Source organism: Streptomyces longispororuber (assembly GCF_024448165.1).
Lineage (GTDB): Bacteria > Actinomycetota > Actinomycetes > Streptomycetales > Streptomycetaceae > Streptomyces > Streptomyces longispororuber_A.
Window position 1 is genome coordinate 26,023 of the sequence record NZ_JAMOLN010000034.1, and the last position, 25,707, is coordinate 51,729.

Annotated in this window: 23 protein-coding genes; 8 read left to right on the plus strand and 15 right to left on the minus strand. The window is 72.2% G+C overall.

All coding sequences use genetic code 11. From position 1 onward, the window contains the following. Positions 1-156: 156 nt before the first annotated feature. Positions 157-936 (minus strand): glucose 1-dehydrogenase, encoded by a 780-nt coding sequence (locus M4J07_RS12650; protein WP_255971090.1) that lies wholly within the window; start codon positions 934-936, stop codon positions 157-159. Positions 937-1,042: 106 nt separating this feature from the next. Here M4J07_RS12650 and M4J07_RS12655 point away from each other — a divergent pair, with 106 nt between their 5' ends. Next, positions 1,043-1,675, plus strand: coding sequence for a TetR/AcrR family transcriptional regulator (locus M4J07_RS12655; RefSeq protein WP_255971093.1), 633 nt, complete (start codon positions 1,043-1,045; stop codon positions 1,673-1,675). Between the two features lie 121 nt (positions 1,676-1,796). Here the strand turns inward: M4J07_RS12655 and M4J07_RS12660 are convergent, their stop codons facing one another. Then, positions 1,797-2,678 (minus strand): alpha/beta fold hydrolase, encoded by an 882-nt coding sequence (locus M4J07_RS12660; protein ID WP_255971095.1) that lies wholly within the window; start codon positions 2,676-2,678, stop codon positions 1,797-1,799. Positions 2,679-2,831: 153 nt separating this feature from the next. On the opposite strand from M4J07_RS12660, the gene M4J07_RS12665 reads away from it, so the two are divergent. Continuing rightward, entirely contained in the window at positions 2,832-4,868 is a 2,037-nt protein-coding gene (locus tag M4J07_RS12665; protein ID WP_255971097.1) for an AfsR/SARP family transcriptional regulator, read from the plus strand. Between the two features lie 281 nt (positions 4,869-5,149). On the opposite strand, the gene M4J07_RS12670 is transcribed toward M4J07_RS12665, so the two are convergent. Further along, positions 5,150-5,698 (minus strand): CGNR zinc finger domain-containing protein, encoded by a 549-nt coding sequence (locus tag M4J07_RS12670; protein WP_255971099.1) that lies wholly within the window; start codon positions 5,696-5,698, stop codon positions 5,150-5,152. A 147-nt stretch (positions 5,699-5,845) separates the two neighbouring features. On the opposite strand from M4J07_RS12670, the gene M4J07_RS12675 reads away from it, so the two are divergent. The 3 genes from M4J07_RS12675 (at position 5,846) to M4J07_RS12685 (ending at position 7,548) form a co-directional block, all read left to right on the plus strand. Then, a complete protein-coding gene (locus tag M4J07_RS12675; protein WP_255971101.1) occupies positions 5,846-6,271 on the plus strand; it encodes a hypothetical protein in 426 nt (141 codons plus the stop codon). 127 nt (positions 6,272-6,398) lie between these two features. Continuing rightward, a complete protein-coding gene (locus M4J07_RS12680) occupies positions 6,399-7,052 on the plus strand; it encodes a GPP34 family phosphoprotein (RefSeq protein WP_255971103.1) in 654 nt (217 codons plus the stop codon). A 130-nt stretch (positions 7,053-7,182) separates the two neighbouring features. Further along, positions 7,183-7,548, plus strand: a complete 366-nt coding sequence (locus M4J07_RS12685) for a winged helix-turn-helix transcriptional regulator (protein ID WP_255971105.1) — start codon at positions 7,183-7,185, stop codon at positions 7,546-7,548. An 82-nt stretch (positions 7,549-7,630) separates the two neighbouring features. Here the strand turns inward: M4J07_RS12685 and M4J07_RS12690 are convergent, their stop codons facing one another. After that, on the minus strand, positions 7,631-8,971 hold the full coding sequence (locus M4J07_RS12690) for a CHASE3 domain-containing protein (protein WP_255971107.1): 1,341 nt from the start codon (positions 8,969-8,971) through the stop codon (positions 7,631-7,633). Between the two features lie 245 nt (positions 8,972-9,216). Here M4J07_RS12690 and M4J07_RS12695 point away from each other — a divergent pair, with 245 nt between their 5' ends. Beyond that, positions 9,217-10,710 (plus strand): TetR/AcrR family transcriptional regulator, encoded by a 1,494-nt coding sequence (locus tag M4J07_RS12695; RefSeq protein WP_255971109.1) that lies wholly within the window; start codon positions 9,217-9,219, stop codon positions 10,708-10,710. A 51-nt stretch (positions 10,711-10,761) separates the two neighbouring features. On the opposite strand, the gene M4J07_RS12700 is transcribed toward M4J07_RS12695, so the two are convergent. Beyond that, the gene (locus M4J07_RS12700; RefSeq protein WP_255971111.1) at positions 10,762-13,008 is read right to left on the minus strand and encodes an ATP-binding protein; all 2,247 of its coding nucleotides are present in this window, start codon (positions 13,006-13,008) and stop codon (positions 10,762-10,764) included. 224 nt (positions 13,009-13,232) lie between these two features. Here M4J07_RS12700 and M4J07_RS12705 point away from each other — a divergent pair, with 224 nt between their 5' ends. After that, positions 13,233-14,033 carry a GNAT family N-acetyltransferase gene (locus M4J07_RS12705; protein ID WP_255971113.1) on the plus strand — a complete coding sequence of 267 codons (801 nt, stop codon included), beginning with the start codon at positions 13,233-13,235 and terminating at the stop codon, positions 14,031-14,033. A 73-nt stretch (positions 14,034-14,106) separates the two neighbouring features. On the opposite strand, the gene M4J07_RS12710 is transcribed toward M4J07_RS12705, so the two are convergent. The 3 genes from M4J07_RS12710 to M4J07_RS12720 all read right to left on the minus strand — a co-directional run bounded on the left by M4J07_RS12710 (position 14,107) and on the right by M4J07_RS12720 (position 15,758). After that, the gene (locus M4J07_RS12710) at positions 14,107-14,493 is read right to left on the minus strand and encodes a hypothetical protein (protein WP_255971115.1); all 387 of its coding nucleotides are present in this window, start codon (positions 14,491-14,493) and stop codon (positions 14,107-14,109) included. A gap of 187 nt (positions 14,494-14,680) precedes the next feature. Beyond that, the gene (locus tag M4J07_RS12715; RefSeq protein ID WP_255971117.1) at positions 14,681-15,085 is read right to left on the minus strand and encodes an SsgA family sporulation/cell division regulator; all 405 of its coding nucleotides are present in this window, start codon (positions 15,083-15,085) and stop codon (positions 14,681-14,683) included. 58 nt (positions 15,086-15,143) lie between these two features. Beyond that, a complete protein-coding gene (locus tag M4J07_RS12720; protein ID WP_255971119.1) occupies positions 15,144-15,758 on the minus strand; it encodes a hypothetical protein in 615 nt (204 codons plus the stop codon). 309 nt (positions 15,759-16,067) lie between these two features. On the opposite strand from M4J07_RS12720, the gene M4J07_RS12725 reads away from it, so the two are divergent. Continuing rightward, positions 16,068-16,727 carry a response regulator transcription factor gene (locus tag M4J07_RS12725; protein ID WP_255971121.1) on the plus strand — a complete coding sequence of 220 codons (660 nt, stop codon included), beginning with the start codon at positions 16,068-16,070 and terminating at the stop codon, positions 16,725-16,727. Between the two features lie 33 nt (positions 16,728-16,760). Here the strand turns inward: M4J07_RS12725 and M4J07_RS12730 are convergent, their stop codons facing one another. The 7 genes from M4J07_RS12730 to M4J07_RS12760 form a co-directional block, all read right to left on the minus strand. Next, positions 16,761-17,126 carry a response regulator gene (locus M4J07_RS12730; RefSeq protein ID WP_255971123.1) on the minus strand — a complete coding sequence of 122 codons (366 nt, stop codon included), beginning with the start codon at positions 17,124-17,126 and terminating at the stop codon, positions 16,761-16,763. 161 nt (positions 17,127-17,287) lie between these two features. Then, positions 17,288-19,168 carry an MFS transporter gene (locus M4J07_RS12735; RefSeq protein ID WP_445276300.1) on the minus strand — a complete coding sequence of 627 codons (1,881 nt, stop codon included), beginning with the start codon at positions 19,166-19,168 and terminating at the stop codon, positions 17,288-17,290. A 123-nt stretch (positions 19,169-19,291) separates the two neighbouring features. Further along, the gene (gene poxB / locus M4J07_RS12740; RefSeq protein WP_255971125.1) at positions 19,292-21,025 is read right to left on the minus strand and encodes a ubiquinone-dependent pyruvate dehydrogenase; all 1,734 of its coding nucleotides are present in this window, start codon (positions 21,023-21,025) and stop codon (positions 19,292-19,294) included. Between the two features lie 237 nt (positions 21,026-21,262). Then, a complete protein-coding gene (locus M4J07_RS12745; RefSeq protein ID WP_255971127.1) occupies positions 21,263-21,442 on the minus strand; it encodes a hypothetical protein in 180 nt (59 codons plus the stop codon). Positions 21,443-21,566: 124 nt separating this feature from the next. Beyond that, the gene (locus tag M4J07_RS12750) at positions 21,567-22,232 is read right to left on the minus strand and encodes a TetR/AcrR family transcriptional regulator (RefSeq protein WP_255971129.1); all 666 of its coding nucleotides are present in this window, start codon (positions 22,230-22,232) and stop codon (positions 21,567-21,569) included. Between the two features lie 146 nt (positions 22,233-22,378). Beyond that, positions 22,379-23,197: an oxidoreductase gene (locus M4J07_RS12755; RefSeq protein ID WP_255971131.1), complete on the minus strand. Its 819-nt coding sequence runs from the start codon at positions 23,195-23,197 to the stop codon at positions 22,379-22,381. A gap of 201 nt (positions 23,198-23,398) precedes the next feature. Further along, positions 23,399-25,660 (minus strand): ATP-binding protein, encoded by a 2,262-nt coding sequence (locus M4J07_RS12760; RefSeq protein WP_255971132.1) that lies wholly within the window; start codon positions 25,658-25,660, stop codon positions 23,399-23,401. Positions 25,661-25,707 lie beyond the last annotated feature (47 nt).

Here is a 25,707-nt window from a genome sequence, read left to right on the forward strand (position 1 = left end):
TCGATGCGGCGGGGGCGGCCGGTGCGGCGGCCCGTTGTGTTGATGTCGATGATCCGCTGGTGCGTCGTGGCGGCCGGAGTGATCTCGATGGCCGCGCGTACTGCCCGCGTCCATGGGTGTCCCTCCTTTCTGGTGTGGTGGTCGGGGTCGTCCAGGTCAGGCGGCGTCGTGCTGGAGCGCGGGGCCGAGGAGGAGTCCCCCGTCGATGACGAATTCCGAGCCGGTGGCGAAGGAGGCGTCGTCCGAGCTGAGGAAGAGCAGGGCGCGGGTGATGTCGGCGGGTTCACCGAGGCGGGGGATGGCGAACGGCTCCGGTGAGTAGAAGTCCGAGATCGGGGCGTCGCTGCCGGCGGCGGGTTCGGTGATGAACGGCGTGGCGATGACGCCGGGGTGGATGGCGTTGACCCGGATGTTGTCGCGGCCCAGTTCCAGGGCGGCGGTCTTCGTCAGGCCCCGTACCGCCCATTTCCCGGCGACGTACGGGGCGTAGAGGGCCGTTCCGCCCACGCCGGAGGTGGAGGCGATGTTGATGATGACGCCGCCGCCGTTGCGGCGCAGCGATGGGGCCGACGCCTTGATGCCGAGGAAGGTGCCGGTGAGGTTGATGTCGAGGATGCGGTCCCACACCTGACGGTCGGTGGTCTCGATCGGGGCGGCGGGGTTCTGGACCCCGGCGTTGTTCACGAGGACGGACAGCGGGCCGAAGTGCTCCTCGGCCGCCTGAACGGCGGCGTTCCAGGAGCTTTCGTCGGTGACGTCGAGCCGGACGTACAGGGCGCGGTCGCCGAGTTCGGCGGCGAGCGCGCGGCCCCGGTCCTCCGCGATGTCGGCGATGACGACGTCGGCGCCCTCGGCGTGGTAGGCGCGGACGTGGCTGGTTCCCTGGCCGCCGGTGCCGCCGGTGACGAGCACGGTGTGGTGGTCGAAGCGTTCCATGGGGTGGTTCCTTTCACAGTGGTGAGTCAAGTGACTCGCCTCGCCATTGACCGTACGAGGACGAGAGATGGTGAGTCAAGTGACTCACCTCGCCTAGGATGGGGCCATGACCACCGAGCCGTCGGCCTACCACCAGCGCGTCGCGGAGCAGAAGCGGGCCGCGATCCTGCGTGCGGCCACCCGTCTGTTCCTGGACTCCGGATACGACCGGACCTCGCTGTCGAAGATCGCCGAGACCGCCGAGGTGTCGAAGGCGACTCTGTTCAAGCAGTTCCCGACCAAGGCGGCGCTCTTCGACGCGATCGTCACCGCGTCCTGGCAGGCGGGCGACGGGGACGAGGCGGCTCCGCCGCCCGGTGATCCGCGGGCCGGCCTCGCCCTCATCGGCCGCCGGTACGCGGCCCTGCTCACCCGCCCGGACATGGCCGACCTGTTCCGGATCGTCATCGCGGAGCTGCCGCGCTTCCCGGAACTGGCCGAGTCGCAGTTCAACCGCGGGAAGATGCCCTACTTCGACTCGGTGCGGCGGTACCTGGAGGCCGAACGCGAGGCCGGCACGATCGTGCTGGACGATCCCGAGCTGGCCGCCACCCAGTTCCTCGGCATGATCTCCAACTACGTGTTCTGGCCGCGCATGCTGCTGCCTCGCTGGTCTCCGGACGGCACGGCTGTCGAGCACGTCGTGGACGAGGCCGTGGCGATGATGGAAGCCAGGTACGCCGCACCCGCCCGCACCTGACACCGCACGGCGGGGAACGCTCAGCGCCGACCGCGCCCCGCCGTGCGACGTGTGCACGGCGGGGCGCGGTCACCGCTCGCACCGGCCCAGGGCAGGGCAGGGGACAGCGGGGCGAGGGGTCTCAGCGCTCGCCGAGCGCCCGGATCTCCTCGGCGATGAGCTTCGGGTCCTCCTCCGCCATGAAGTGGCCGCAGGACACCGTGCGGTGCCGCAGGTCGTCGGCCCAGGCGCTCCACAGTCCCTGCGCGTGGTAGCCGAGCGCGGCGCCCCAGTCCTGCTGGAGGACCGTGACCGGCACGGCCAGCTTGTGGCCTGCCTCCCGGTCGGCGGTGTCGTGGTCCACATCCACGCCGGCCGAGGCGCGATAGTCGGCCACGATGGACGGCACGGCCGCCGCGGACGCCGCCAGGTAGTGCTCACGGACGTCGGCCGGGATCGCTTCCGGGTCCTTGGTCCAGGCGTCCAGGAAGTAGCCGAAGAAGGTGTCGGCGGCCCCCTGGATCATCTCCTCCGGCAGGCCCGGGGCCTGGGCCATCAGGTAGAGGTGGAAGCCGACCGCGCCGGACACGCCGCGCAGCGCGTCCCACATGTCGAGGGTCGGCAGCACATCCAGGAACAGCGCCCGGGAGACGGTGCCGGGGTGGTCCATCGCGGCGCGGAAGGCGACCAGGGCGCCCCGGTCGTGGCCGGCCAGGGTGAAGCGGTCGTGGCCCAGACCGGCGGCGAGGCGTACGACGTCCCGCGCCATGGTCCGCTTGGAGTAGACCTCGGGGCCGCTCTCTGCGGGCTTGTCGCTGGCTCCGTAACCGCGCAGGTCGGGGCAGATCACGGTGTGGTCGGCGGCGAGATCGGCGGCGACGTGCCGCCACATCAGATGGGTCTGGGGAAAGCCGTGCAGCAGCACGACCGGCGCGCCGCTGCCGCCGACGGCCGCGTTCAGGGTGACACCGTCGTCGACCGTCACGCGGTGCTCGGTGAATCCGGGGATGCTCGGGTGGGACACAGTGACTCCTGCGGCTCGTGGCAGAGTGGACGTTCCGGACCCGGCGGTGCGGGGCGTCCGGGGACGTCCCCCACACTGCGGGCCCCGGATCAGCGATCGATGAGTGGTCACGCGGCACCCCGGAGACGGCGCCGCCCGCGAAGGGAACGAGCCGTGGGCGTGGAGTTCGGACTGCTGGGGACGGTCGCCGCCTGGGACACCGAAGGGGCGTCCCTGCCGCTGGGAGCGCCCCGCCACCGGGAGGTCCTGGGGCGGCTGCTGATCGCCCGGGGCCGGGTCGTCCCGGTGGGCCGCCTCGTGGCCGACCTGTGGGAGGACGCGCCTCCGGCCGGCGCGGTCGGCGCGGTGCGCACGTTCGTCGCCGCACTGCGCCGGGCCCTGGAACCCGGACGTCCGCCCCGGCAGCCGTCCCGCCTCCTGGTCACCGACGGCCCCGGCTACGCGCTGCGCGCCGGACGCGAGGCGGTCGACGCCTGGCGCTTCGAGGACACCGCCGCGCGAGCCGCGGAAGCGCCGCCACGCTCGGCCGTCGCCCTGTGGGGCCAGGCCCTGGCCCTGTGGCGAGGGCCGGTTCTGACCGACTTCCCCGCCGCCGCGTGGGCCGCCGCCGAACAGGCTCGGCTGGAGGCGCTCCGCCTGGACGCGATCGAGCGGCGTGCCGACGCCCTGGTGGCGACCGGCGCCGCCCGGGACGCCGTGGCGGACCTGCAGGCCCATGTCGCCGCGCACCCGGGGCGGGAGGACGGCTGGGTCCTGCTCGTGACCGCGCTGGAGAGATCCGGCCGCCGCGGCGAGGCCGAGAAGGCCCTTCGCCACGCCCGCCGGACCCTCGCGGGGGCCTCCGGCGCCGCCCTGGCCCGCGTCGAGGCCCGCGTCCTGAGCAGCGACGCCTCGGCGACCGAGCCGGCCGGGGCGGCGGACGGGGTCTGGGACCGCACCGCCGCCGCCTGGGACCGTTCCGTGCCCGCCCGGTCCCGCGCGCGGCTGCATGCCACGGCCGGTCTGCTCCGCGACCTCGCGGTGACCGGCGCCGAGGGTCTGGAGGAGGCGCGTGAACATCGGCGGGACCTGGTCGCGGCGGCCGAGACGACCGGCGACACCGAGCTCGCCGCCAGGATCATCGGCTCCTACGACGTCCCCGCGGTCTGGACCCGCGCCGACGACCCCGACGGCGCGGGCGAACTCGCCCGGTCCGCCGCCCGCGCCGCCGCCCGGCTCGGCCCGGACGGCCCGCCCGCGCTGCGGGCCAGGCTGCTGTCGGTCGTCGCGGTCGAGTCACGCGGCGACGCCGCCGCGGACACGCCGCCGCCGCGGGCGGCCGACACCTCCGGCGTCGAGGCGTGGCGGCTGCGCGCCGAACGCGCCGCCGAGGAGGCAGTGCGCCTCGCCCGCCGTCTCCACGACCCCGCGCTGCTCGCGTTCGCCCTCAACGGCGCCTTCATGCAGTCCTTCGCCACCTGCGGATCGGCCGCCCTCCGCGACGGCCTCGGTGCCGAGCTGACCCGGCTGGCCGTCGACCATCAGCTGCCCAGCCACGAGGTACTGGGCCGCCTCGTCCGTCTCCAGGCCCTCGCCGGACTCGGCGACCTCGCGTCCGCGGACGCGGAGGCCGAGGAGATCGACCGGCTGGCACACCGCAACGAACGACCGCTCGCCCGGGTGTTCACCTCGTGGTACCGGGCGCTGCGCACCTGCGAGAACGACGGATGGGCCGTGGCCCGACCCCACTACACGAAGGTCCTCACGGAGACGGCCGACTGCGGCATGCCCGGACTCACGCGGGGAGCGGCCGTCCTCGTCGCGCTGGTCCCGGCGATGCGCGGCGACACGCTGCCCGACCTGGACGACTTCGCCGGCCTCGACGCCGGCCCCTACCGGCCGTGGCTCGACCCGCTGCTGATGGCCGCCTCCGGCGCCACCGAACGAGCCCGGCACGCCCTCGCGACGGTCCCCCGCCCGCCCCACGACCTCCTCCAGGAAGCGCTCTGGTGCGTCCTCGCCCGCACGGCCGCGGCCGTGGGACACGAGGGGGTCCTGCGCCGCGCCCGCGACGAACTCGCCGCCGCCGAGGGCGAGTCGGCGGGCGCCGGGAGTGGCCTGATCTCGTTCGGGCCGGTCAGCCGGCATCTGCGGGCCGCCGACGCGGCCCTCGGGGCACACGAGCCGTCGCGTACGCGGCCGGACGCCTAGGGCCTGCGCGCGGCGGGGCCGTGCAGGTCTGGCTGAGGAGTGCGCCGGGCAGGCCTCAGGCGTTCTGAGCGTCCGACGGGCCGCGCGTGGCGGCTCCATGGCCGGCACCGCTGAAGGGCATCGGTGAGGACGCCGGGCGAACGGGAGACGAGGGACGGGGGACGGGGGACGAGCAAAGGTGACGGCGCCCGACGCCGCGGGCGACCCGCGCCCGGCTGATGCGCGTCCACCCGGATCATGCACACCGCCTACCTGCGACAGCAGGCCGGCCGGATCGGGGTTCAGTCCTGGGTGGCGTGCTGCCGGGCTCGGTACGCGGCGGCCTTGACCCGGTTGCCGCAGGTCTTCATGGCGCACCACTCGCGGCGGTGGCCGCGTGAGCGGTCGAGGTAGACCTGGGTGCACTCGGGGCGGGAGCATTCGCGCAGCAGTGCTCCGTCGTCGCCGCCGAGGATCTCGACGGCCTCGCGTGCCAGCGCCGCGAGGCCCTGGGAGACCGTGCCGGTGCGGGTGGTGCCGTCGGGGCCGAGCCGCAGCGTCACCGGCTTGCCGGACGCCTGCAGGTTCAGCTCGGCGACCGCGTCGGTGGGCAGCGGCTTGCCGTCCAGGCGGGCGGCGACCAGATCGTAGATGGATTCGCGCAGGTCGATGGCGATGGCGAGGTCCACCTCGCTCGCGCCGGGTGCCAGGTCGAGCATCTTCGACTCGACGAACCAGTCGTCGAGCAGCTCGGGGGTGGCGAGCTTCTCTGTCGGCTCTTCGTTGCGGCGCGCGCGCAGCGTGCCGACGAAGTCGAGCGGGAGCGTCCCGCAGGGAAATGCATGATTCACGTAACCATACTGACAAGTGACTCAGGAGAACGCAACCCCCGCCACCGGCCCGTTCGCCGGGCGGAACCGTCTTGACGGGTGACGCGGGACGTGGAATCTTAGTAACCGTTCCAGCCGGTTACTTCTCTGATGCAAGGGGCTCCTCCCATGGCCGTCGTCCGATTCCACCTCATCTCCTCCCTGTCTCCCGCGCAGGCCCTGGCCACGCTCACCGACTTCGGCCCCGGCCGCGCGGAGGCCTGGCCGACCATCGACGCCGACCACTTCACGGTGCACGAACTCGGCGTGAACTCGGCCGAGGTGACCGAGGGGACGAGCGCCGCCTGGGAACGGGCCCGGTACACGTGGACCGATTCCAAGGTCACCGTCACCACCTTGGACTCGAAGCTCTTCGGGGCGGGCGGCGGCTGGGTCTTCGACCTCACGCCCGAAGGCGACGGCACGCGCGTCGACGTCGAACTCACTCGCGTTCCCAGCGACTTCAAGGGGAAGATGCTCGCCTCCCTGCTCCCCCTCGTCGCTCCGTCGTCCCTGCGCAAGTCCTTCTCCGGCCCGCTGAAGGCTGCCGCCTGACGGCCCCGGCACCCTCTTGGCCGACGTCACGTGCCTCCGCGTGGCACCCTGAACACACCCGGAACGACGGCCCGGGTGAGCGCCGGGACAACCGCCCCGGACTCGGCCGATCGACATGGAGACACGTATGAGCACCGCACAGGATCTGGCGATCATCGCCCTGTCGGCGTCCGACCGCGAAGTGGGACAGGGCGATCTGTCGCTCGCGCTCGCCGGAGCCGAGGTGCTCGACCTCGTCGAGGCGCAGGTCCTCGGCCTGGACGGCGAGCGTCTGGTGCCCGGTACCGGATCCGCGGCCGACGACCGGCTGCTGGGCGAGGCCGCCGCCTCCGTCGTCCGCCAGGAACCGTACGAGGCGGTCGAGGACTGGCTGTGGCGGCGCGGACGCGAGCTGTCCGCGGCCTATACGGACGAGTTGGAGCGGGCCGGGCTGGTGAACCGCACCCGCGGCAACCGACTCTTGTCGAGGCCGGAGCGGGTGGTCCTCGTGGACTCCCCCGCCGTCCGCCGGGCCGAGGAACGCCGCGCCGCGGGCGAGCCCGTGCTCGCGGCCCTCGCCGCCGCCGTCGGACTGGGCGACCGGGCGGACGACAAGGGCAAAGAGGGCGACGACGAGGGTCAGGACGTGGGCAAGGACCTGGACGCGGGCCATGACCTCACCGACGACGCGACCGTGACGGTCCTGGCCGCCGTGGGGAACGCCGTGATGGAGCTGGAGGCCGTACGTCAGCGGCGCTCGGTCGAGAACGCCGCCTTCGACAACGTGTGGCGCGGGTTCTGAACACCTACAAAAGCTCCGGGGCCGGCCCACGCCGTATGCGGCCCGGTCCCGCCGGCCCGGTGGAGCGGGGAACATGTTTCTCCCCCATTGGCCGTCCGCACAGCGCAAGAAAGGAAAGTATCCTCACCGCATGACGGTCGATCAGCAGCACGACGCCGCCGGTTGCAGGCAGGTCAGTTCCGCCATCACCCGGGTGTTCCAGCTGCTCGGCAAGCGCTGGACCGGCCCGATCCTGGCCGTGCTGACCGGCGGACCCGCCTACTTCGTGGACCTGCGCCGGGCGGTGCCGGGGATAAGCGAGCGGATGCTCTCCGACCGGCTCACCGAACTGGGCTCCGCCGGGCTCGTCGAGCGCGACGTCGACGCGGGGCCCCCGCTGCGGGTGTCGTACCGGTTGACGCGGGCGGGAAGCGCCCTGGAACCGGCCCTCGCCGAGCTCGGGACCTGGGCCGAGACTCATTTGCCGGAGAAGCAGGAGCCGCACGCCGGTTGCTGACCGGACCGGCGGGCGGGACAGACCTCCGCCGGGCCGAGGCGGAGCGGGGTGGGGCGCCGGGCGGTGGCACGTTCCGCCCCGGTCAGTCCCCCACCGGGATCTGGACCAGGACCGACGTGCCGGCGCCGGGCGGCGACTCGATCGACAGCTTGCCGTCGAACGCCGCGACCCGGTCGGTCAGTCCGGTGAGACCGCTGCCCGGTGTCGCCGTGTCCACGCCGCCGACGCCGTCGTCCACCACACGTATCCGCAACACCTCGGTGAGGTCGAGGTAGATGTCGATCCGGGAGGCTTCGGCGTGCTTCACCGCGTTCGTCACGGCCTCGGCCACGATGAAGTACGCGTTCGACTCGACGGCCGAGGAGATGCGGCGGTCGTACGTGCTGTGGACGACGACCGGCACCGGGCACCGGGACGCCAGGTCCTCCACCGCCGTCACCAGGCCGCGCACCGTCAGCGCGAGCGGGTAGATCCCGGAGGCGAGCTCCCTCAACTCGTCGATCGCCGTCTGCGCGTTGGTGATCGACTGGTCGAGGAGTTCGGTCACCGTCGTCTCCGTCCCGGGCACCATCTCGCGCGCCAGCCTGAGGCCGATCATCAGGCTGACCAGGCGCTGCTGCGCCCCGTCGTGGAGGTCGCGGGCCGTGCGCCGGTGCACGGCCTCGACGCTTTCCATGATGCGGCGGCGGCTGTCCTGCAAGGAGACGGCCATGGAGTTGAAGGACTCGCCGAGGGCGCCGACCTCGGCCACCTTGCTCGGGGGTATCCGTACGCCGAGGTCGCCGCCCGCGAGCCGCTGGGCGGCCGCCGCCGCGCCGCGCACCGGCCGCACCACGGCCCGGTGCTGGAGCACCGTGACCACGGCCACAAGACCGATCGACGCCGCGAGACCCACGGCCGCCGTGATCACCGCCTGGCGGCTGTTGGCGCCGGCGGCGTCGGTACGTTCCGCCAACTGGACGCGCTCGGCCTCCATGTACCGGTCGAACTGCGCCCGCAGGCCGTCGACCCGCCGTTTGCCCTCCACTGCCACGGCCGCGCCGGACGCCGCGCGGTCCCCGCGCCGTACCGCGTCGACGAGCGGGACCGAGTAGTCGTTCAGGTAGGACCGCACGCCCTTGGTGATCTCGGCGGCGATCCGCCGCTGTTCCGGCGACGTCACCGACGCCGTGAACCGTCGGGCCTCCGCCGGGAACGCCTTGCGGGCCGCCGTCCACGGCTCCAGGAAGTCCTTCCGCCCGGTGATCACGAAGCCGCGCTGGCCCGTTTCGAGGTCGAGGACGATCTGCTCCATGCTCCCGGACTTCACCAGTGCCGTCCGGGACGCGCGGCGCGCCGAGACGGAACTGTTCGCGTCGGCGATCGCCCACAGCAGCACCGTGAACGCCACACCTATCAGCAGAGCGAAGAGACTGCTCGCCACGATGGTCAGGCGGGTCAGACCAAGCTGCCGCCCCCGATACCCACGCACCCTGATGCCCGCCTACATGTGATGTCCGAGTCCGCCCCGCCGGGACAATGTATCCGGGCCCGTTCGGGGAGCACAGGCAGAACGGACGCAGTCGACGGGCGCGGCAAGCTGCATGCGAACTGCCTGTTCCCGCGCGCCCGCGTCCGCTGGGATGGGGAAGGGCATGCTGGCCGGCGCTCCAGGAACGGGGGTCACTGATGAACACGCAGGTCGAGGTCTCCGTCCTCACCGCCGCGGAGCAGAGCGTCCGCACTCCTCCGCAGGCCCCCGCCGGGCCCTGCGGACCGGCCGCACAGGACGGGCTGGTCAGCCGCGAGGCCGAGTTGCTGGAACTGCGGGCGTTCGTACGGGAGGCCGTGACACACGGTGCGACACGTGTCGTGCGCGGCGGCGCCGGGTCGGGCAGGTCGGTACTGCTGGAAGCCGGTGTCGAGCAGGCGGCGGCCGCCGGGATGCGGGTGCTGCGTTGCACGGGCGGCCGGAGTGGCGTCCGGCCCGGTATGCCGGGCCTGCTGCAGATCCTGTGGCCCCTTCTGAGCGATGCCCGGCTGCCGCCGGCCGGCCGGGACCGTCAGGTCCTGGAGGCGCTTCTGGTGGATGGTGCTCCCGCCCGTGAGGATCGGGCGCGGCTGCCTTTCACCGTGTTCCGGGTTCTGGAGTCGGCGGGCGCCGAACGCCCTGTGCTGATCGCCGTCGACGACTGGGACGCTCTGGACGAAGCCAGCGCCGAGGTGCTCGCGTTCGTCGCCCGTAGAACCGCCGGTCATCCCATGGGTGTTCTGATGACCGCGCTCACCCAGGGGGCGCGCTCGGCGTCGTTGGCCGGTCTGCCTGAGGTGCCGCTGCGCCCGCTGACTCTGGCCGAGTCCGCGGCGCTGCTGGCGATGCGTCGTCCGGGAACCGATCCGCACACGGTGCGCGACCTCATGGCGACGGCGGCCGGCAATCCCCTGGCGCTCCTGGAACTTCCCGTGGCGACCGGCGGCGCCGCGGCCCGTCGGCCGCCCTCTTGCAGTCGTTGTACTCATGCCGTCGTCGGCGCGATCTGCGACCGTGCAGTACCGACCGCCGCACGCGTCGCGCGTGCGCAGGGACCAGAGGAAAGGGTCATACCCATGGCGCGCCCTCGTGGATTCGACACCGCGCTGGCAGTGGAACAGGCCGCACACCTCTTCCGGGAGCGCGGCTACACCGCCACCTCACTGCCCCTCCTGACCGAGCGGCTGAGCATCGGAAGCGGCAGTCTGTACGCGGCGTTCGGATCCAAGGAAGGTCTCTACGCGCAGGTGCTCGCCCGGTACTGCGACGACCTCGTGGACCGTCTCGCGGAGCACCTCGACTCCACCGCGGACATCCGCGTCACCGTGCGCGACCTGCTGCTCGCCCTGGCCTCGGCCGACCTGGCCGCCCCCGAGCGGGGCTGCCTGCTGGTCGGCGCCGCGACCGAGCGGGCCGGCCACCCCGCCACGGTCGAGCGGGTGAGATCGGCCATGGCCGCGATGGAGTCCGTGCTCGCCCGCGCGCTGGAACGGGCTCAGCGGCGCGGCGAACTGCGGGCCGCCCACAGCCCGGTGGAGCTGGCCCGCTTCCTCACCACGTTCGTCCAGGGCCTGCGCGTCATGGGCAGCGCGGGGGCGGACCGGGCCTTCTTGGAGGCCGCCGTGTCGGGGGCTTTGAAGGCGCTGGACTGACGTACACACTCACGTGCTCGCTGACGTGCTCGCTGACGTGCTCCGGGAGGGTCAGTCCGCCCTCGACGGCAGGGATTCCGCCTTGGCCCACATCTGCGCGGCGTCGCGCACGCGCAGGGCGGTCAACAGCTCGGCGGCGCACACCCAGTTCGCCCGGGCCTGCGCCTCCTCCCCCTGCTCCAGCTGGGCGGACGCGAGGTGGTCGAGGACTCCGGCCCGGTTGTAGTCGTCGAGGAGTTCCTCGAAGAGCCGCAACGCCGTGCGGTAGCCGGTGACCGCGGCGTCGAGCCGGCCGAGTCCCTGCTGGGCGCGGCCGATCGCGTCCCAGGCACCCGCCTCGAACCGGCGGTCCCCCACCTGCCGCAACAACGGCAGCGCCTCCTCGCAGGTGGCGATGGCCGCCTCGTACTCCCCCAGGTGGGCCAGGACCCAGCCGACATTGCTGAGCGTGCTCGCGATCCCGTCCGGCCGGCCGATCCCGCGGTAGATCTCCAGGGCCCGCCGCGGATGGAGCAGGGCCTCGGTGAAGCGGCCCTGACGGATGCGGAAGAACCCGATCTCGCACTCGATACGGGCCCGCACCTCGGGCGGCAGCCGGTGCAGATCCGCGAGCATCGCGTCGATCGACGCCTCGACCTCCTCGGTGTGTCCCGTCTCCAGCAGCGCACGCGTCAGGTTCGAGCGGCTGCGTACGGTGGCCACCGGGTCGTCGAGCGCGAGACCGGCGTCGAGCCCGACGCGTGCCGTGCCGATCTCCTCGGACCAGCGGCCCACCACTTCGTTGTAACCGATCCATTCCCGCGCGCAGTTGCCGCGCAGGCGCAGCAGCCGCGGATCGTCCAGGGACAGCACGGCGGGTCCCACGGCCGACTCCTCCTGGCGGAACCAGTGGAGCGCCTCGTCGCGGTCGGCGAGCACCACGTGCACCACACCGTCCAGTGGCTGCTCCTCCGGTTCGGGGTCCAGTTGCGACACGTGGCGGTTGGCCGTGTGGGCGTTGTGGCGCAGGTAGTCCAGCAGGCGGGCCTGCGCGCCGAGGCGGTCGTCGTCCTCCTGGTCGGCCAGTTCGCCGCCGTAGGCCCGCACCAGGTCGTGCTGTATGTAACGGCCGTCGGCGTCGCGGGAGAGGAGGCTGGCCGCGGTCAGTGCGCGCAGGTGGCGGCGGGCCGGTGTCAGTTCCACGCCCGCGAGCGTGGCGGCGGCCTCGGCGGACACGGCCGGGCCCGGGTGCAGGGACACGTACCGGAAGAAGCGGGCCGTCCCGGCGGTGAGCGCCCGGTAGGACCAGGAGAAGACGGTGCGGACGTCCACGCGCAGGTCGTCGGTGGCCAGGGCGTCGAGCCGCGGCCGGGTCCGCCGCAGTTCGCGTACCGCGAGGCGCAGCGGCATCCGCGGTTCGCTGCTGAGCTGGGCACCGACCACGGCGACCGCGAGCGGCAGGAAGCCGCACAGGCCGACCAGTTCGGCGGCGGCCTCGGGTTCCTCGCGGCAGCGCTCCTCCCCGATCCTGGCGGCGAGCGCCGCGAGCGCCTCGTCCTGTCCCCACACGTCCAGGTTGATCGACGCGGCGCCCTCGACGGCCACCAGCCCTGACAGCTGGTTGCGGGAGGTGACGATGGTCAGGCATCCCGGGGACGTCGGCAGCAGCGGTCCGACCTGCTCCGGGTCCTTGGCGTTGTCCAGGACGGCGATCAGCCGCCGGTCCGCGGTCAGCTCCCGGAACAGCGCGCCGCGCCGGTCGACGCCGGACGGGATGTCGCCGCTCGGCACCCCGAGCGCCCGCAGGAAGCCGCCGAGCGCCTCACCGGGGTCCAGGGGGTGTTCCGACGCCTCGAACCCGCGCAGGTTCACATACAGCTGGCCGTCGGGGAAGCGGTCCGCCACCTGGTGCGCCCAGCGCACGGCGAGCGTCGTCTTGCCCACACCTGCCATGCCGCCGATCGCGGAGATGACGACGTGTCCGCCCTGGCCGGTGACGCGGTCGGTGAGGTCGTGGACGGTGGCGAGGGCCGCGTCGCGGCCGCGGAACTGGGCCAGGTCGGGCGGCAGTTGGCGGGGCACCACGGCCTGCGGCGCCCGTCGGGAGGCCGCCCGCACGAGACTGCTTCGCTCGTCCTCGTCCAGGCCGAGCGCGTCCATCAGCTCGGCGAGCGTCGACTGGCGCGGCAGACTGTGGCCCCGTTCCATGTCGCTGATGGCGCGTCCGCTCACCCCGGACGCCTCGGCGAGGCCCTCGATCGTCAGCAGTGAACGCTGCCGTGCCCGGCGCAGCAGCCGGCCGAACGTCCCCTTGTCCATCCCCACTCCGAGCCGGGCCGCACGACGGCGCCCGTGCCGATCCGTGCCGATGGCCCGGGAAGGCCGTCAACGTAGCAGTTCTGGATTGAACATTCGCAGAGGTGTCTCACATGTCGAACGGCTCGAACGGGGTGCTCCGCGCACACCTCGGTGAACCCTCACACGTCCGGCGTCGTTCACACAGAGCGGGCTGCTCCCGCACACCGACGACCTGAGGGGTTCTGGTGCACGATCTGGCGGACTCGATCGAATCGATGGAACAGCTCTCCGTGGCCTGGCGTGCCATGGTGCTCGACCGGGACCCGGACGCGGACGTCCGCGACCTCCCCGGCATCGCCGTCCGCTGGGCGGACTGCCGCTTCGCCTTCTGGAACTGCCTCACGCTGACCGAGGTCGGCGTGGGGCCCGGCCTCCTGCGACAGCGGCTCGACGAGGCGGCCGGGATCATGCGGTCGAAGGAGCACCCGGGCTTCCTGTGGGTCTTCGACGACCTCCTGCGGGACGACGCCCGGGCCGGGCTCGACGCGGCGGCCGGACAGGCCGGTCTCGAACACGCCTTCCCCGGCACCGGGATGGCCGGGGACTTCCTGCCCGTTCCCGAACCGGTCCACCCCGAGCTGGACTTCGTACGGGTGACGACCGACGCGCACCTGCTGGCCTTCGCCGACATCAACGCGCGAGCTTACGGGTTCCCCGTCGAGGACGGCCGCGACGGCCTGGCCGGCTCCGCGCTGTGGCGCGACCGGGTGCACGCCTTCCTGGGTCTGCGGGACGGGGTGCCGGTGACCTGTGCCGGCGCGGTGGAGGCCGAGGGGCGTCTGTTCGTCGCACTCGTCGCCACGGATCCGGCCTGGGAACGCCGCGGCTACGGCGAGGCGGTCACCCGCAAGGCGCTGCACGAGGGGGCCCGCGCCACCGGACTGACCCGGGCGACGCTGCACGCGACCGCCGCCGGGGCTCCGGTGTACCCGCGGATCGGCTTCGAACCGAACTCGCCGATGCGTTTCTACGCGCTCAAGGACTGACGGACTGACGCAGGCGGCGGGGCGGCCGTGCCGATTCCCTGACGACTCGGCACGGCCGGGGGCCGGTATGTGGCTACGGAGTCGTGGCGAGCACCCGGTAACTGCGGAACCCGGTCGCGACCTCGGTGCCGCTCTGGTGCAGGCCGTCCAGCCGCAGGACGGCGTCGGTGTAGGGGGAGTCGGGCACCCCCGGAGCGCAGTCGGCCTTGTAGTAGACGTCCATGTACTGGGTGAGCGAGTAGTTCTGCACCGAGTACATGGCCTGCGGCAGGGTGTGGCACTCGTGGTCCGCGGGGTCGGCGCGCACTTCCGTGCCGCTGAAGTCGTGGTTCGTGTAGAAGGCGATCCCTCCGATCTCGACGGCCGCGGCGGGCTGGACCAAGCCGACGCCCGCGAACACGGCCGCTCCCGACGTCGCCGCTGCCACGGCCACGAGTCCGCGCTTCCACGGTGTGCGCATGTCCTACTCCCTGTCGATATGTCGCTGTGTGAACGTGTGGATGTGTGGATGTGTGGATGTACCGGGCCGGTCGTCGACCTCGACACATGTGATCCGTACGCCCATACACTTGCGCATTCAACGAAAACTGGAAAGCCGTGATCCGGTCATCTGTCTCTGGCTTCCGCCGACTGCCTCAGTCGCTTCTTCACTCGACCCGCTGGACGAGCTCGTCCCAGTCCACGCCGTCCAGTTCGGTGCCGCGCGGCACCATCTCGTAGGTCCTGGCCAGCCAGTTCGCGACCGGCTCGGCGTCGAACTCGATCAGCGCGGTGTGGCCGCTGCCCAGGCGGACGCAGAGCGAGGTGAGTTCGCCGTCGTCGTCGTGGACCGGCCACAGCCGGACGTCGCCCTCGCCCACGTGGTCGGCCAGCCCCTCGGCCATCAGGTCACGGGACAGGACCCAGCGCACCGGCTGCCGCCCGCCGGTCTCGAAGGCCAGGGCGACGGCGAGCGGATCGGTGCTGTCGTACGACACCTCGCAGGTGCGCGGCAGGGCGAGGTCGTCGAACACCCAGTGCGCGATCTGCAGGGAGAGCTGGCACTTCTTCATGGTGGCCTCCTAGAGGGACCGGCCGGTCGGCCGCGGGACGGAGAGGGGTTCGTTCGCGTCAGTCGATGGCCCGGAGCGTGCCGGGATGGCGGCGGGCGGCGGCGAACGCCTCCACCGCCGCGGTGGCCACGAGGACGAGGCCGCCGACGTCGGCCAGTTGCGCCAGGGACTCGAAGGGGAAGGCCGTCATGAACAGACCGGCCGACACGATCACCGCGTTCAACAGGTCGTCGTAGACGAAGACATGGCTCACCGAGGACGAGGTGACCGAGACGGCCATGGTGAGTCCCCGCAGCAGCCAGCCGCAGCCTGTCCACACGCCGAGCAGGAACGCCGTGTCCGCCCAGCCGTGCCAGAGGGCGACGCCCAGCGCGAGCGCCGCGAGCCCTCCGGCGGCCAGCAGCCGGCGGACCGTCGCCGACGCCATCGAGTCGCGCACCGCAAGCAGATGGAGCACTCCCTGCACGGCCATGTGCACCCCGAAGAGCGTTCCCGCCTCCTCCGGCGTGGGTACGGGCACGGTGATCAGCACGCATCCCACCAGGGCGGACGAGAGTGATCCGGCGAGCATGGTCCGCCGCGTGAGGGCACCGCCCGGGCCGGCGACCACCCGGGCACCGAAGCGGCGCACGGGCCGTCGGGCCTCGTCCCGCGGGATGTCCAGCTGCGCCATGTCCTGTTTCCGTTCGTCAACCACATGTGTGTGGGCTCGTGGGCCGGAGGGATCCCGGGTTCCATGTGACTCATTCTGTGAGTGGCGCGCATCCGGGTCTGTCGTGTGGTCCCTCGCCCTTGCTGGGGGCTCCCTCACCCGGTTGTAGGGTCTACCCCACGCCGTGGCCGACGACTTCGGCACCGTTCCGCACCCCGCACGTGCGGTGCCGCGCCCCGGGGCCCAGTCGCTCTCGCTCAAACACGGGAGCGCGGCCGATCACACGTCCCGTCATATGTTTGTGGCACTACCGCAGGCTAGGATGCCGCCATGAGCCAACCACTGCGGGCGGTGCTCGGCGAGGACCAGCCGATCGTGCGCGAAGGAATCGCGACCATTCTGCGCCGGGCCGGCATCGACGTGGTCGCGGCGGTCGACGACGCGGTGGACCTGGTCGCCGCCGCCGAGGAGCACCGGCCCGACGTGGTGATCACCGACATCCGGATGCCGCCGGACCTGGCGGACGACGGGCTGCGCGCCGGGCGGAAGATACGGGCCGCGCGGCCGGAGACCGCCGTCATCGTCCTGTCCCAGTACCTCGACGCGTCGTACGCGCTCGATCTGGTCGGGGACGATCCGGGTGGCGTCGGCTATCTCCTGAAGGAGAAGGTGGCCAGCCCGCAGATCCTCATCGACGCCGTCGAGCGGGTCGTGGCCCGTGACTCGGCCCTCGACCCGGACGTGATCGCGGCGCTGCTGGGCCGCAAGCGTCCGGAGGACCCGCTGGCGGCGCTGACGCCCAAGGAGCGGGAGGTTCTGGCGCTGATGGCCGAGGGCCACTCCAACAAGGGCATTTCCGAGAAGCTGTTCGTGAGCGTCGCCGCCGTGGAGCGGCACGTGACCGGCATCTTCCTCAAGCTGGGACTCAGCCAGACCGCCACGGGCCAGCACCGGCGGGTGCTGGCCGTGCTGCGCTACCTGAAGCAGTGACGCGGGTGACGCCGGCCCGCGCGGGGGCCTGCGTCACGAAGCGGTGGGGCTGAACAGGCTCCGCAGATCCGCGTCGAACAGTCTGTCCTTGGCGACGAAGGATTCGATTCCGGCCCGCTCCAACTCCTCGTGCGACCAGAGCGACTTGTCGGTGGACGTCAGCACGATCCGCGGCGGGTTCTGCTCCTCGGTGACCTGGCGGGCCACGGTCAGTCCGTCCGTGTCCGGCAGGTGGAGATCGAGCAGCAGCCCGTCGGGGCGGTGGTCCCGCACCGCGGCGAGGGCGGACGCGCCGTCCCGGGACTCCGCCACGACACGCAGGCCCCGCGCCGTCAACAGCATCGTGGCGACGCGGCGGAACCCGGGGTCGTCGTCGACGACGACGATGTTGATGCACATGCTCTCAGCATGCCCAACGGCCCGGCGGGCGGACCATAGGGGGAGCCCTACGGTTTGTGTATCCCCCACGCAAGGTCAGCCCGTGTGCCGCGCCCGTCTACGTCGACAAGGGCGGGGCCCCGGGCCGGGCCGGCGGCTCGGCCCGGGGCCCCGAAGGGCGGTCAGCCCGTCGGTACCGTCAGCAGGATGTCGTGCGCGACGGGCTCCTCGGCCACCACGATCGTGGACGTCTGTGGCCGGTAGCCGTCGGCGGAGGCGATCAGGACGTACTGTCCGGCGCCGGGCACGTCCAGCGTGTACGAGCCCTCGGGCCGGGCGGCCGACCGGCCCAGCTCGCTCCCGTCCACGGTGGTCAGCGTGACCTCGCCGGCCGGGACGAGATCGCCCCCGGCGACGCGGATGCGGCCGTGGACGGCGATGCCCGCGGGGACTTCGGAGGCGGTCCGGCCCGCCTCCGCCGCCTGGGCCAGACCGCTGGACGCGCGCAGCGGGACCTCCTTGATGAACAGGGTGACGAGCAGGGCGAGCAGGGCGATCGGAGCGACGTACAGGAAGACGTCGCCGATGCCGTGGCCGTAGGCGCCCTCCAGCCAGGTACGGACGGGGGCGGGCAGCAGGGCCAGGTCAGGCAGCCGGCCGCCGCCGGAGGCCGTCGCGGCCGTCGCCCTGTCCTGCGCGTCGAGTTGGGTGATGGTCTCGCGGGCGTAGTGGCCGATCCGGGTGGTGAGGACCGAGCCGAGCACGGAGACGCCCACCGCGCCGCCGAGGGAGCGGAAGAAGGTCACCGTGGAGGACGCGGCGCCGAGGTCGCCCGGGGACACCTGGTTCTGGGTGCACAGCACGAGGTTCTGGAGCGTCATGCCGACTCCGAGACCCATCAGGGCCATGCAGAACGCTATGTACAGGTACGACGTGTCGTAGCGGAGCATGCCGAGGAGGGCCAGACCGGCCGAGAGCAGGACACCGCCCGCCAGCAGCCAGCCCTTCCACTTCCCGGTGCGGGTGATGATCCGTCCGGAGACGGTGGAGGAGACGAACAGGCCCGCGATGAACGGGATCGTCATGACGCCCGACATGGTCGGCGACGCGCCGCGGGCCAGCTGGAAGTACTGGCTGAAGAAGACGGTGCCCGCGAACAGGGCGATGCCGACGAACAGGGAGGCGACGGAGGCGAGGGCGATGGTGGGGTTGCGGAACAGCCGCAGCGGGATGACCGGCTCGCTCGCCTTCGTCTCGACGAACAGGAAGACCAGCGTCAGCAGGATCGCCGCACCGACCAGGGTGTACGTCTGCCAGGACAGCCAGGCGTACTTGTCGTCGGCGAAGGTGACCCAGACCAGCAGGACGCAGACGGCCGCGGTGACGAAGAAGGAGCCGGCCCAGTCGACCTTGACCTGACGCCTGATCACGGGCAGGTCCAGGGTCCGCTGCAGCACGACCAGCGCGACGACGGCGAACGGGATGCCGACGAACAGGCACCAGCGCCAGCCGAGCCATGAGGTGTCGGTGATGACGCCGCCGAGCAGCGGGCCGCCGACGGTGGCGACGGCGAAGGTGGCGCCCAGGTATCCGGAGTAACGGCCGCGCTCCCGTGGGGAGATCATCGCGGCCAGCACGACCTGGGCGAGGGCGGACAGACCGCCACCGCCGAGGCCCTGGACGACCCGGGCGCCGATCAGGGTGGCGGGGTTCTGGGCGAGCCCGGCCAGCAGGGAGCCGAGGACGAAGACGACCAGCGACGACTGGACCAGGATCTTCTTGCTGAACTGGTCGGCGAGCTTGCCCCACAGCGGAGTCGAGGCGGTCACCGCCAGCAGGGACGCGGTGACGACCCAGGTGTAGGCGCTCTGTCCGCCGCCGAGGTCGCCGATGATCCGGGGCAGCGCGTTGGTGACGACGGTCGAGGAGAGGATGGCGCAGAACAGTCCGAGCAGCAGTCCCGACAGGGCGCGCATGATCTGCGCGTGGGTCATCGGCGGGTGGGCGGCACCTCCTTCGTGAGGGGCGTGCGCCCGCACACCTGTGTTCGGGGTGGTTGTCATGGGAGTGGTTCCTTACGTGGTGACAGCGCCGTCATTGCCTGAGGCAACTACGTTGTCGCGCGCGGCGGTTTTTGCGGCTGTGTTCGGGTGTCTTCGGGTTCTTCGGTCGGCTGTGCTGCGCGGTCAGCGCAGGAGGCGGCGGGACACGTTGGTCGTGACCAGGTCGAGGAGTTCCTCGCCGCGGCCGGACAGGACGGTGCGGATGGCGTAGAGGGTGAAGCCCTTGGCTTGCTCCACCGTGACAGCGGGTGGCACGGACAGCTCCTGACGTGCCGTCATGACCTCGACGAGGGCAGGCCCTTCGTGGGCGAAGGCGCCCTTGAGCGCGTCCTCCAGGTCACCGGGCCGCTCGACGCGGCGTGACCACAGGCCGACCGCGGCGGCGACCTCGGCGAGCTGCGGATTGTCCAGCTCGGTCGCGTAGTTGACGATGCCGGCGGCCTTCATCTCCAGCTCGACGAAGTTCAGGGAGCCGTTGTTGAAGACCACGATCTTGGCGGGCAGGCGGTTCTGCCGCAGCGTGAACAGTTCGCCGAGCAGCATGGTGAGCCCGCCGTCGCCGGACAGCGAGACGACCTGGCGGCCCGGGTACGCGGCCTGTGCGCCCACGGCGTGCGGCAGGCCGCCCGCCATCGTGCCGTGGTTGAACGAACCGATCAGCCGCCGCCGTCCGTTGAACGTGAGATAGCGGGCCGCCCACACCACCGGGGAGCCGACGTCCACGGTGAAGACGGCGTCGTCGGCTGCGAGGCGGTCGATGGTGCTCGCCACGAACTGCGGGTGGATCGGGGTGCGTTCGCGGTCGTTGACGGCGAGCGAGTCGAGTGATCTGCGGGTACGGGCGTAGTGCGCGAGGGCGTCGTCGAGGTGCCCCCGCGCGCTCTTGACGGACAGCAGCGGCAGCAGCGCGGGCAGGGTGTCGCGGACGCTGCCGACCAGCGGCAGGTCGACGTGGGTGCGGCGGCCGATCTGCTCGCCGCGGACGTCGAGCTGGATGACCTTCGCGCCCTGCGGATAGAACTGCCGGTAGGGGAAGTCGGTGCCCAGCATCAGCAGGGTGTCGGCCTCCTCGATCGCCTTGTAGCCGGAGGCGAAGCCGAGCAGGCCGGTCATGCCGACGTCGTACGGGTTGTCGTACTCGACGTACTCCTTGCCGCGCAGGGCGTGCACGACGGGTGCCTTGAGGGTCTCGGCAAGCCGGACCAGGTCGACGTGGGCCCCGGCCGCGCCGGCGCCCGCCAGGATCGTCACCCGCCGCGCGTCGTTCAGCAGCGCGGCGGCCTCGCGCAGGGCCTCGTCGTCCGGGCGGACGACGGTGCGGGCCGGGCGCACCACCGTGGGGGCCAGGTCGCGGGGGGTCTTGCCGAGGAAGATCTCGCCGGGGACGACGACGACCGCCACTCCCCTGCGTTCGACGGCCGCGCGCATCGCCGTCTCCAGGACGCGGGGGCCGTGCTCGGGGCTTGTGACGACCTCCGCGTAGACGCTGCAGTCGGCGAACAGCTCCTGCGGGCGGGTCTCCTGGAAGTAGCCGGAGCCGATCTCGCTGCCCGGGATCTGGGCGGCGATGGCAAGCACGGGGACGCGGCTGCGCTGGGCGTCGAAGAGGCCGTTGATCAGGTGCAGGTTGCCGGGGCCGCAGCTGCCGACGCAGACGGTGAGGTCTCCGGTCAGTCCGGCCTCGGCCGCCGCCGCGAGGGCGGCGCTCTCCTCGTGCCGCACATGGACCCAGTCGACGTCCTCCTCCCGGCGGATGGCGTCCGTCAGGCCGTTGAGCGAGTCACCCGGCAGGCCGTACAGACGGCGCACCCCGGATGCCTTGAGCGAGGCGATGACGTGTTCGGCGAAGGTGGACATACGGAGGGCCTCTCGTCGGTCGTGGGCGCTGCGCGGGCGGAGGGGGAACCGCTCGGGCGGAGGCGGCCCGTACACCGGGACTCACCTCGGCCGAGGAGCGCCCGACCAGTTTCGTCCGGCCGTCGACGCACACACATCCGTCGAATGACTGCGTGCCAGGAATCCGGGTGTTCTGCGCGTGTGAGTCGGACGACTGTACGCGTCCGGCACCGCCTTGCCGGCCGCAGGACACGGAGGTCACAGCACGGCCCCGAGGAACGTGACGGCCGCCAACTGGCGTGCCTTTCGGGCGTATTCCTCCGCCTCCCGGGGCTGCTCCCGACGGTCGTTGCAGTTCACCCGCCGGTGCAGCTCCTCCATGGCCTGCTGCTCCTTGCTCAGCGGTCCGGCGAAAAGGGGGTACCGGATCGTGTTCATGGTTCTGCTCCCGTCGGCAGGACGTGTGAGTGCACCGTGGCACATGAGTAAGACTGAACCCACACACGTAACCTGTCAAGCAGGTTATGTTCTTGATGTTGCGCGGCGCGCTGCGGCCGCGGGGTCACGGAAGGCGCAGCAGTCCGATGACGCCGACGTGCAGGGTGCGGCCGAGCCGGGTGGCGAAGTCGACCTTCGTGTCCGCGAGTTCGGGGGTGCGCTGGGCCTCGGCGACGGCGTCCGACGGGTGGGCGAAGGGCCAGAGCCCGGCGGTGTACACGACGGTCAGGGAGACGAGTTCGCGGGCCGCGTCCGGGGTCAGCGCGGTGATGTGGCTCCGCAGCAGACCGGCCAGCTCGTCCAGGAGCCGGACGTGGACGAGCTTGAACTCACGGACGGCCTCGGCGGAGATGTTCCGTTCCAGCTCAGGGCCGAGCGCGCTGAACAGGCCGCACAGCAGGGGCCGTTCCGCCAGGGACCGGGCCACGGTGTCGGTGACCGCGTCGGGAGCGGCGGGCCCGGCGGCGGCCAGGTCCGCGGACAGTTCCTCGATCCACTGCGCCAGGGACCGGTTGAGCAGTTCGAAGAAGACCGCTTCCCTGGTCTCGAAGTAGCGCACGACGTTGGTCTTCGACAGCCCGACCCGGCGGCTGAGCTCCCGCAGGCTGATCTCGCCGACCGTCATCTCGCCCAGGAGTTCGGTCGCCGCGTCGAGAATGGCTTGCTTGCGCAGCTCGCGCTGCTCGGCGCTGCGCGCACGCTGGAAGGCGGCCGGCCGCTCGTCCGTCATCGTCGTTTCCCCAGGGAACTGTCCCGCGGCCCGGGTCCGGCGCCGCCTGCGATCACCCTAAGCCCCGCCGTCACCAAGCCCCGCCCGCGCCGCCGCCGAGGGCGCCTCCCGGCGGGTGTCATACGGCGGGTGCCAGGCCGCGGCTGTCACACGGATTCGCTGACGGCCCGCCATTCGGCGTCCTGCGCGGCGAGCCGTTCGGCCATGGCCCCGGCTGCGGCGACGGCGTCCTTGCCCAGGAGGAGGCGCAGGGGCGGCCGGTCGCTCTCGGCGATGTCGAGCAGGACCTGGGAGATACGGGCCGGGTCGCCGGGCTGCTGTCCGTGCGCGCCGCGGATGCCCTCGACAGCGCCCCCGACCACGGCCTCGTAGGGGGCGCTGACCGGCGGGGTGGCCATGGAGGAGCCGGCCCACTCGGTGCGCATGCCGCCCGGCTCGACGACGGTGACCTTGATGCCGAGGGGGGCGACCTCCTTGGCGAGGACCTCGGAGAAACCGCCGACGGCCCACTTGGCCGCCTGATAGGCGCCCAGGCCCGGGACGCCGACGCGTCCACCGACGGAGGAGACCTGGATGATGTGCCCCGAGCCCTGCTCGCGCAGGACCGGAAGGGCGGCCCGGGACACGTTGACGACACCGAAGAGGTTGGCGTCGATCTGGTCGCGGAAGGTCTGCTCGGTCATGTCCTCGATGGCCGCCATGTCGGCGTAGCCGGCGTTGTTCACGACCACGTCCAGGCGGCCGAAAGCATCTACGGCGGCCTGCACGGCGCGCCGCGCCGCCTCGGCGTCGGTCACGTCCAGGGTCACCAGCCGGACCCGGTCGCCGTACTGCTCGGCGAGGTCGTTCAGTGCCTCGGTGCGGCGGGCGGTGGCGACCAGGTTGTGGCCCGCCTCCAGCACGGCCTCGGCGACGGCGCGGCCGAGGCCGCGGGAGCTTCCGGTGATCAGCCAGGTCTTGTTCATGACGATTCCTCGATTCGGTTCGTCCCCCGCCCCACTTAAGAGGCCAGTGGAACTTTACGTTCTCGACGTTAAAGGTCCAGTGGCCTCTTGTCCAATGCGAAGGGTGTGGTGAGGTGAGGGTCACATGTCATCGAGCGGGCACACGTCAGGTGCGCATCAGGCATGCTTCGGGAATACGTGTGAGTGAGCGGTCCAGACCTGCTAGAGCAGATCCCCGTGACCGCGCGACGCCTCCGCGTTGGCGCGCATCCGCTCCGCGCGCGGGCTGTGGATCGCGCTCAGCAGGTCGGCCGCACGCAGCCAACTCGCCCGCGCCCCCGCGTGATCGCCCTTCTCCCGCTGTGCGGTCGCGAGGTGGTCGAGCACCTCGGCCTGGTTGTAGCCGTCGAAGGCCTCTCCGTAGACCCGCAGCGATTCCCGGTAGTCCGCGATCGCGCCGTCGAGCCGGCCGAGGTGCTGGCGGGCGTAGCCCATGGTGTCCCAGGCGGCCGCCTCGATGCGGAGGTTGCCGTCCCGCTGCAGCAGGGGGACGGCCTCCTCGCACAGGGCGATGGTCTCCTCGTACCGGCCGAGCAGGGCCAGGTACCAGGCCACCGCGTTCATCTCACGGGCCGTGGACCGGTCGTCGCCCAGCGTCCGGTAGATCTCCAGCGCCCTGCGGGCATGGTGCAGGGCCTCTTCGTGGCGCTTCTGACGGCCACGGACCCAGCCGACGGTCCGTTCGGCGAAGGCCCGCTCCACCGGGCCGATCCGGTCCAGCTGGCCGAGCATCAGCTCGACGTACCGGTCCGCCTCGTCGGTCCGCCCCGTCTCCGCCAGCGCGCGGGCGAGGGCCGCGGCGTTGCGGACGACGGCGGCCGGCTCGTCCAGCCGCTGCGCGGCGTCCAGGCCGATGCGCTTGGTCGCGATCTCCTCGCTCCAGCGCCCCATGACGGAGTAGTAGCCCACCCAGTCCTGCGTGAGGGTCATGCCGATGCGCAGCAGCCGCGGATCGTTCATGGAGCGCAGGGCCGACGAGACGGACGTCTCCTCCTGGCGGAACCAGTCCAGCGCCTCCTCCCGGGTGCCGAGCGCGACGCTCACCACGCCCTCGGCCGGAGGCACGGCCTCCGCCGTGGAGGCGGGCCCCAGGAAGCGGTTGGCGATGTCGGCGTTGTGGCGCAGGTAGTCCAGCAGCCGGATCCGGGCGGCGAGGCCGTCGTCCTTCTCCTGCTCGACGAGTTCGACGCCGTAGGCCCGGACGAGGTCGTGCAGCACGTGGCGGCCCTCCGCGTCCCGCGACAGCAGGTTGACGGCGCTCAGCTGCCGCAGCATCCGGCGGGCCTCCCGCATGCCGACACCGGCGAGCGAGGCGGCCGCCTCCGCCGACACCGACGGGCCGGGGTGCAGGGCCAGGTGCCGGAAGAAGACGGCCGTCTCCGGCGGCAGGGTCCGGTACGACCACGAGAACACGGCCCGGACGTCGCTGCGCCGGGCGCCGGCCGACAGGGCGTCAAGGAGCGGTCCGGTCCCGCGCAGCTCCCGTACGACCGTCCGGAGCGGGAGCTGCGGTGTCGCGCTGACCTGGGCGGCGACGATCGCGACCGCCAGGGCGAGGTGTCCGCACCGTTCCACCAGTGCCGCGGCCGCCTCGGGTTCCGCGCGGCAGCGCTCCTCGCCGATCCTCGCGGCGAGCGCGGACAGCGCCTCCTCGCGCGTCCACACGTCAAGGCCCACCGGCGTCGCGCCCTCCACGGCGACCAGGCCGGAGAGCTGGCTGCGCGACGTGACCACGGTCAGGCATCCGGTCGAGGCCGGCAGCAGCGGTCTGACCTGCTCCTCGTCGCGCGCGTTGTCCAGCACGACGATCAGCCGCCGGGACGCCGTCCGCTCCCGGAAGAGGGCGCTGCGCTCCTCGGTGCCGCGCGGCATGTCGAGGTCCGACACCCCCAGGGCGGCGAGGAACCCGCCCAGGGCCTCGGCCGGGTCCATGGGCCGGGTCGCGTCCTCGAAGCCGCGCAGGTTCACGTACAGCTGCCCGTCCGGGAACCGGTCCGCGACCTGGTGCGCCCAGTGCACGGCCAGCGTCGTCTTGCCCACGCCCGCCATCCCGCCGATCACGGCGACGACGACGTGTCCGCCTTCCGCGCGGGCGGCCTGTGCGGTGAGCCCGTACGCCGTCGCCAGCGCGTCGGTACGGCCGCGGAACGCCGCCAGGCCGGGCGGCAGTTGCCGCGGCACCCGTCCGGCGCTGCGTCCGGCACGGCGGGCGGACGCCTCGACGAACCGGCGCCGCTCGTCCTCGTCCAGGTCCAGGGCGTCCATCAGCTCGCTGAGCGTCGCCTGCCGCGGCAGGCTCTGTCCCCGCTCCATGTCGCTGATCGCGCGGACGCTCACGCCGGAGGTCTCCGCGAGGCTCTCCAGGGTCAGCAGGGAGCGCTGCCGTGCCGCCCGCAGCAGCCGGCCGAATTCCGCCCTGCCCACACCCGCCCCCCGGCGCACCCGTTCTGGAACGACCATTAAAGCAAGGG

Coding starts and splice junctions, on each gene's coding strand:
- M4J07_RS12650 (WP_255971090.1), bottom strand. CDS start 936: ATGGAACGCTTCGACCACCACACCGTGCTCGTCACCGGCGGCACCGGC.
- M4J07_RS12655 (WP_255971093.1), top strand. CDS start 1,043: ATGACCACCGAGCCGTCGGCCTACCACCAGCGCGTCGCGGAGCAGAAG.
- M4J07_RS12675 (WP_255971101.1), top strand. CDS start 5,846: ATGGCCGTCGTCCGATTCCACCTCATCTCCTCCCTGTCTCCCGCGCAG.
- M4J07_RS12680 (WP_255971103.1), top strand. CDS start 6,399: ATGAGCACCGCACAGGATCTGGCGATCATCGCCCTGTCGGCGTCCGAC.
- M4J07_RS12685 (WP_255971105.1), top strand. CDS start 7,183: ATGACGGTCGATCAGCAGCACGACGCCGCCGGTTGCAGGCAGGTCAGT.
- M4J07_RS12695 (WP_255971109.1), top strand. CDS start 9,217: ATGAACACGCAGGTCGAGGTCTCCGTCCTCACCGCCGCGGAGCAGAGC.
- M4J07_RS12700 (WP_255971111.1), bottom strand. CDS start 13,008: ATGGACAAGGGGACGTTCGGCCGGCTGCTGCGCCGGGCACGGCAGCGT.
- M4J07_RS12710 (WP_255971115.1), bottom strand. CDS start 14,493: ATGCGCACACCGTGGAAGCGCGGACTCGTGGCCGTGGCAGCGGCGACG.
- M4J07_RS12715 (WP_255971117.1), bottom strand. CDS start 15,085: ATGAAGAAGTGCCAGCTCTCCCTGCAGATCGCGCACTGGGTGTTCGAC.
- M4J07_RS12720 (WP_255971119.1), bottom strand. CDS start 15,758: ATGGCGCAGCTGGACATCCCGCGGGACGAGGCCCGACGGCCCGTGCGC.
- M4J07_RS12725 (WP_255971121.1), top strand. CDS start 16,068: ATGAGCCAACCACTGCGGGCGGTGCTCGGCGAGGACCAGCCGATCGTG.
- M4J07_RS12730 (WP_255971123.1), bottom strand. CDS start 17,126: ATGTGCATCAACATCGTCGTCGTCGACGACGACCCCGGGTTCCGCCGC.
- M4J07_RS12735 (WP_445276300.1), bottom strand. CDS start 19,168: ATGACAACCACCCCGAACACAGGTGTGCGGGCGCACGCCCCTCACGAA.
- poxB (WP_255971125.1), bottom strand. CDS start 21,025: ATGTCCACCTTCGCCGAACACGTCATCGCCTCGCTCAAGGCATCCGGG.
- M4J07_RS12745 (WP_255971127.1), bottom strand. CDS start 21,442: ATGAACACGATCCGGTACCCCCTTTTCGCCGGACCGCTGAGCAAGGAG.
- M4J07_RS12750 (WP_255971129.1), bottom strand. CDS start 22,232: ATGACGGACGAGCGGCCGGCCGCCTTCCAGCGTGCGCGCAGCGCCGAG.
- M4J07_RS12755 (WP_255971131.1), bottom strand. CDS start 23,197: ATGAACAAGACCTGGCTGATCACCGGAAGCTCCCGCGGCCTCGGCCGC.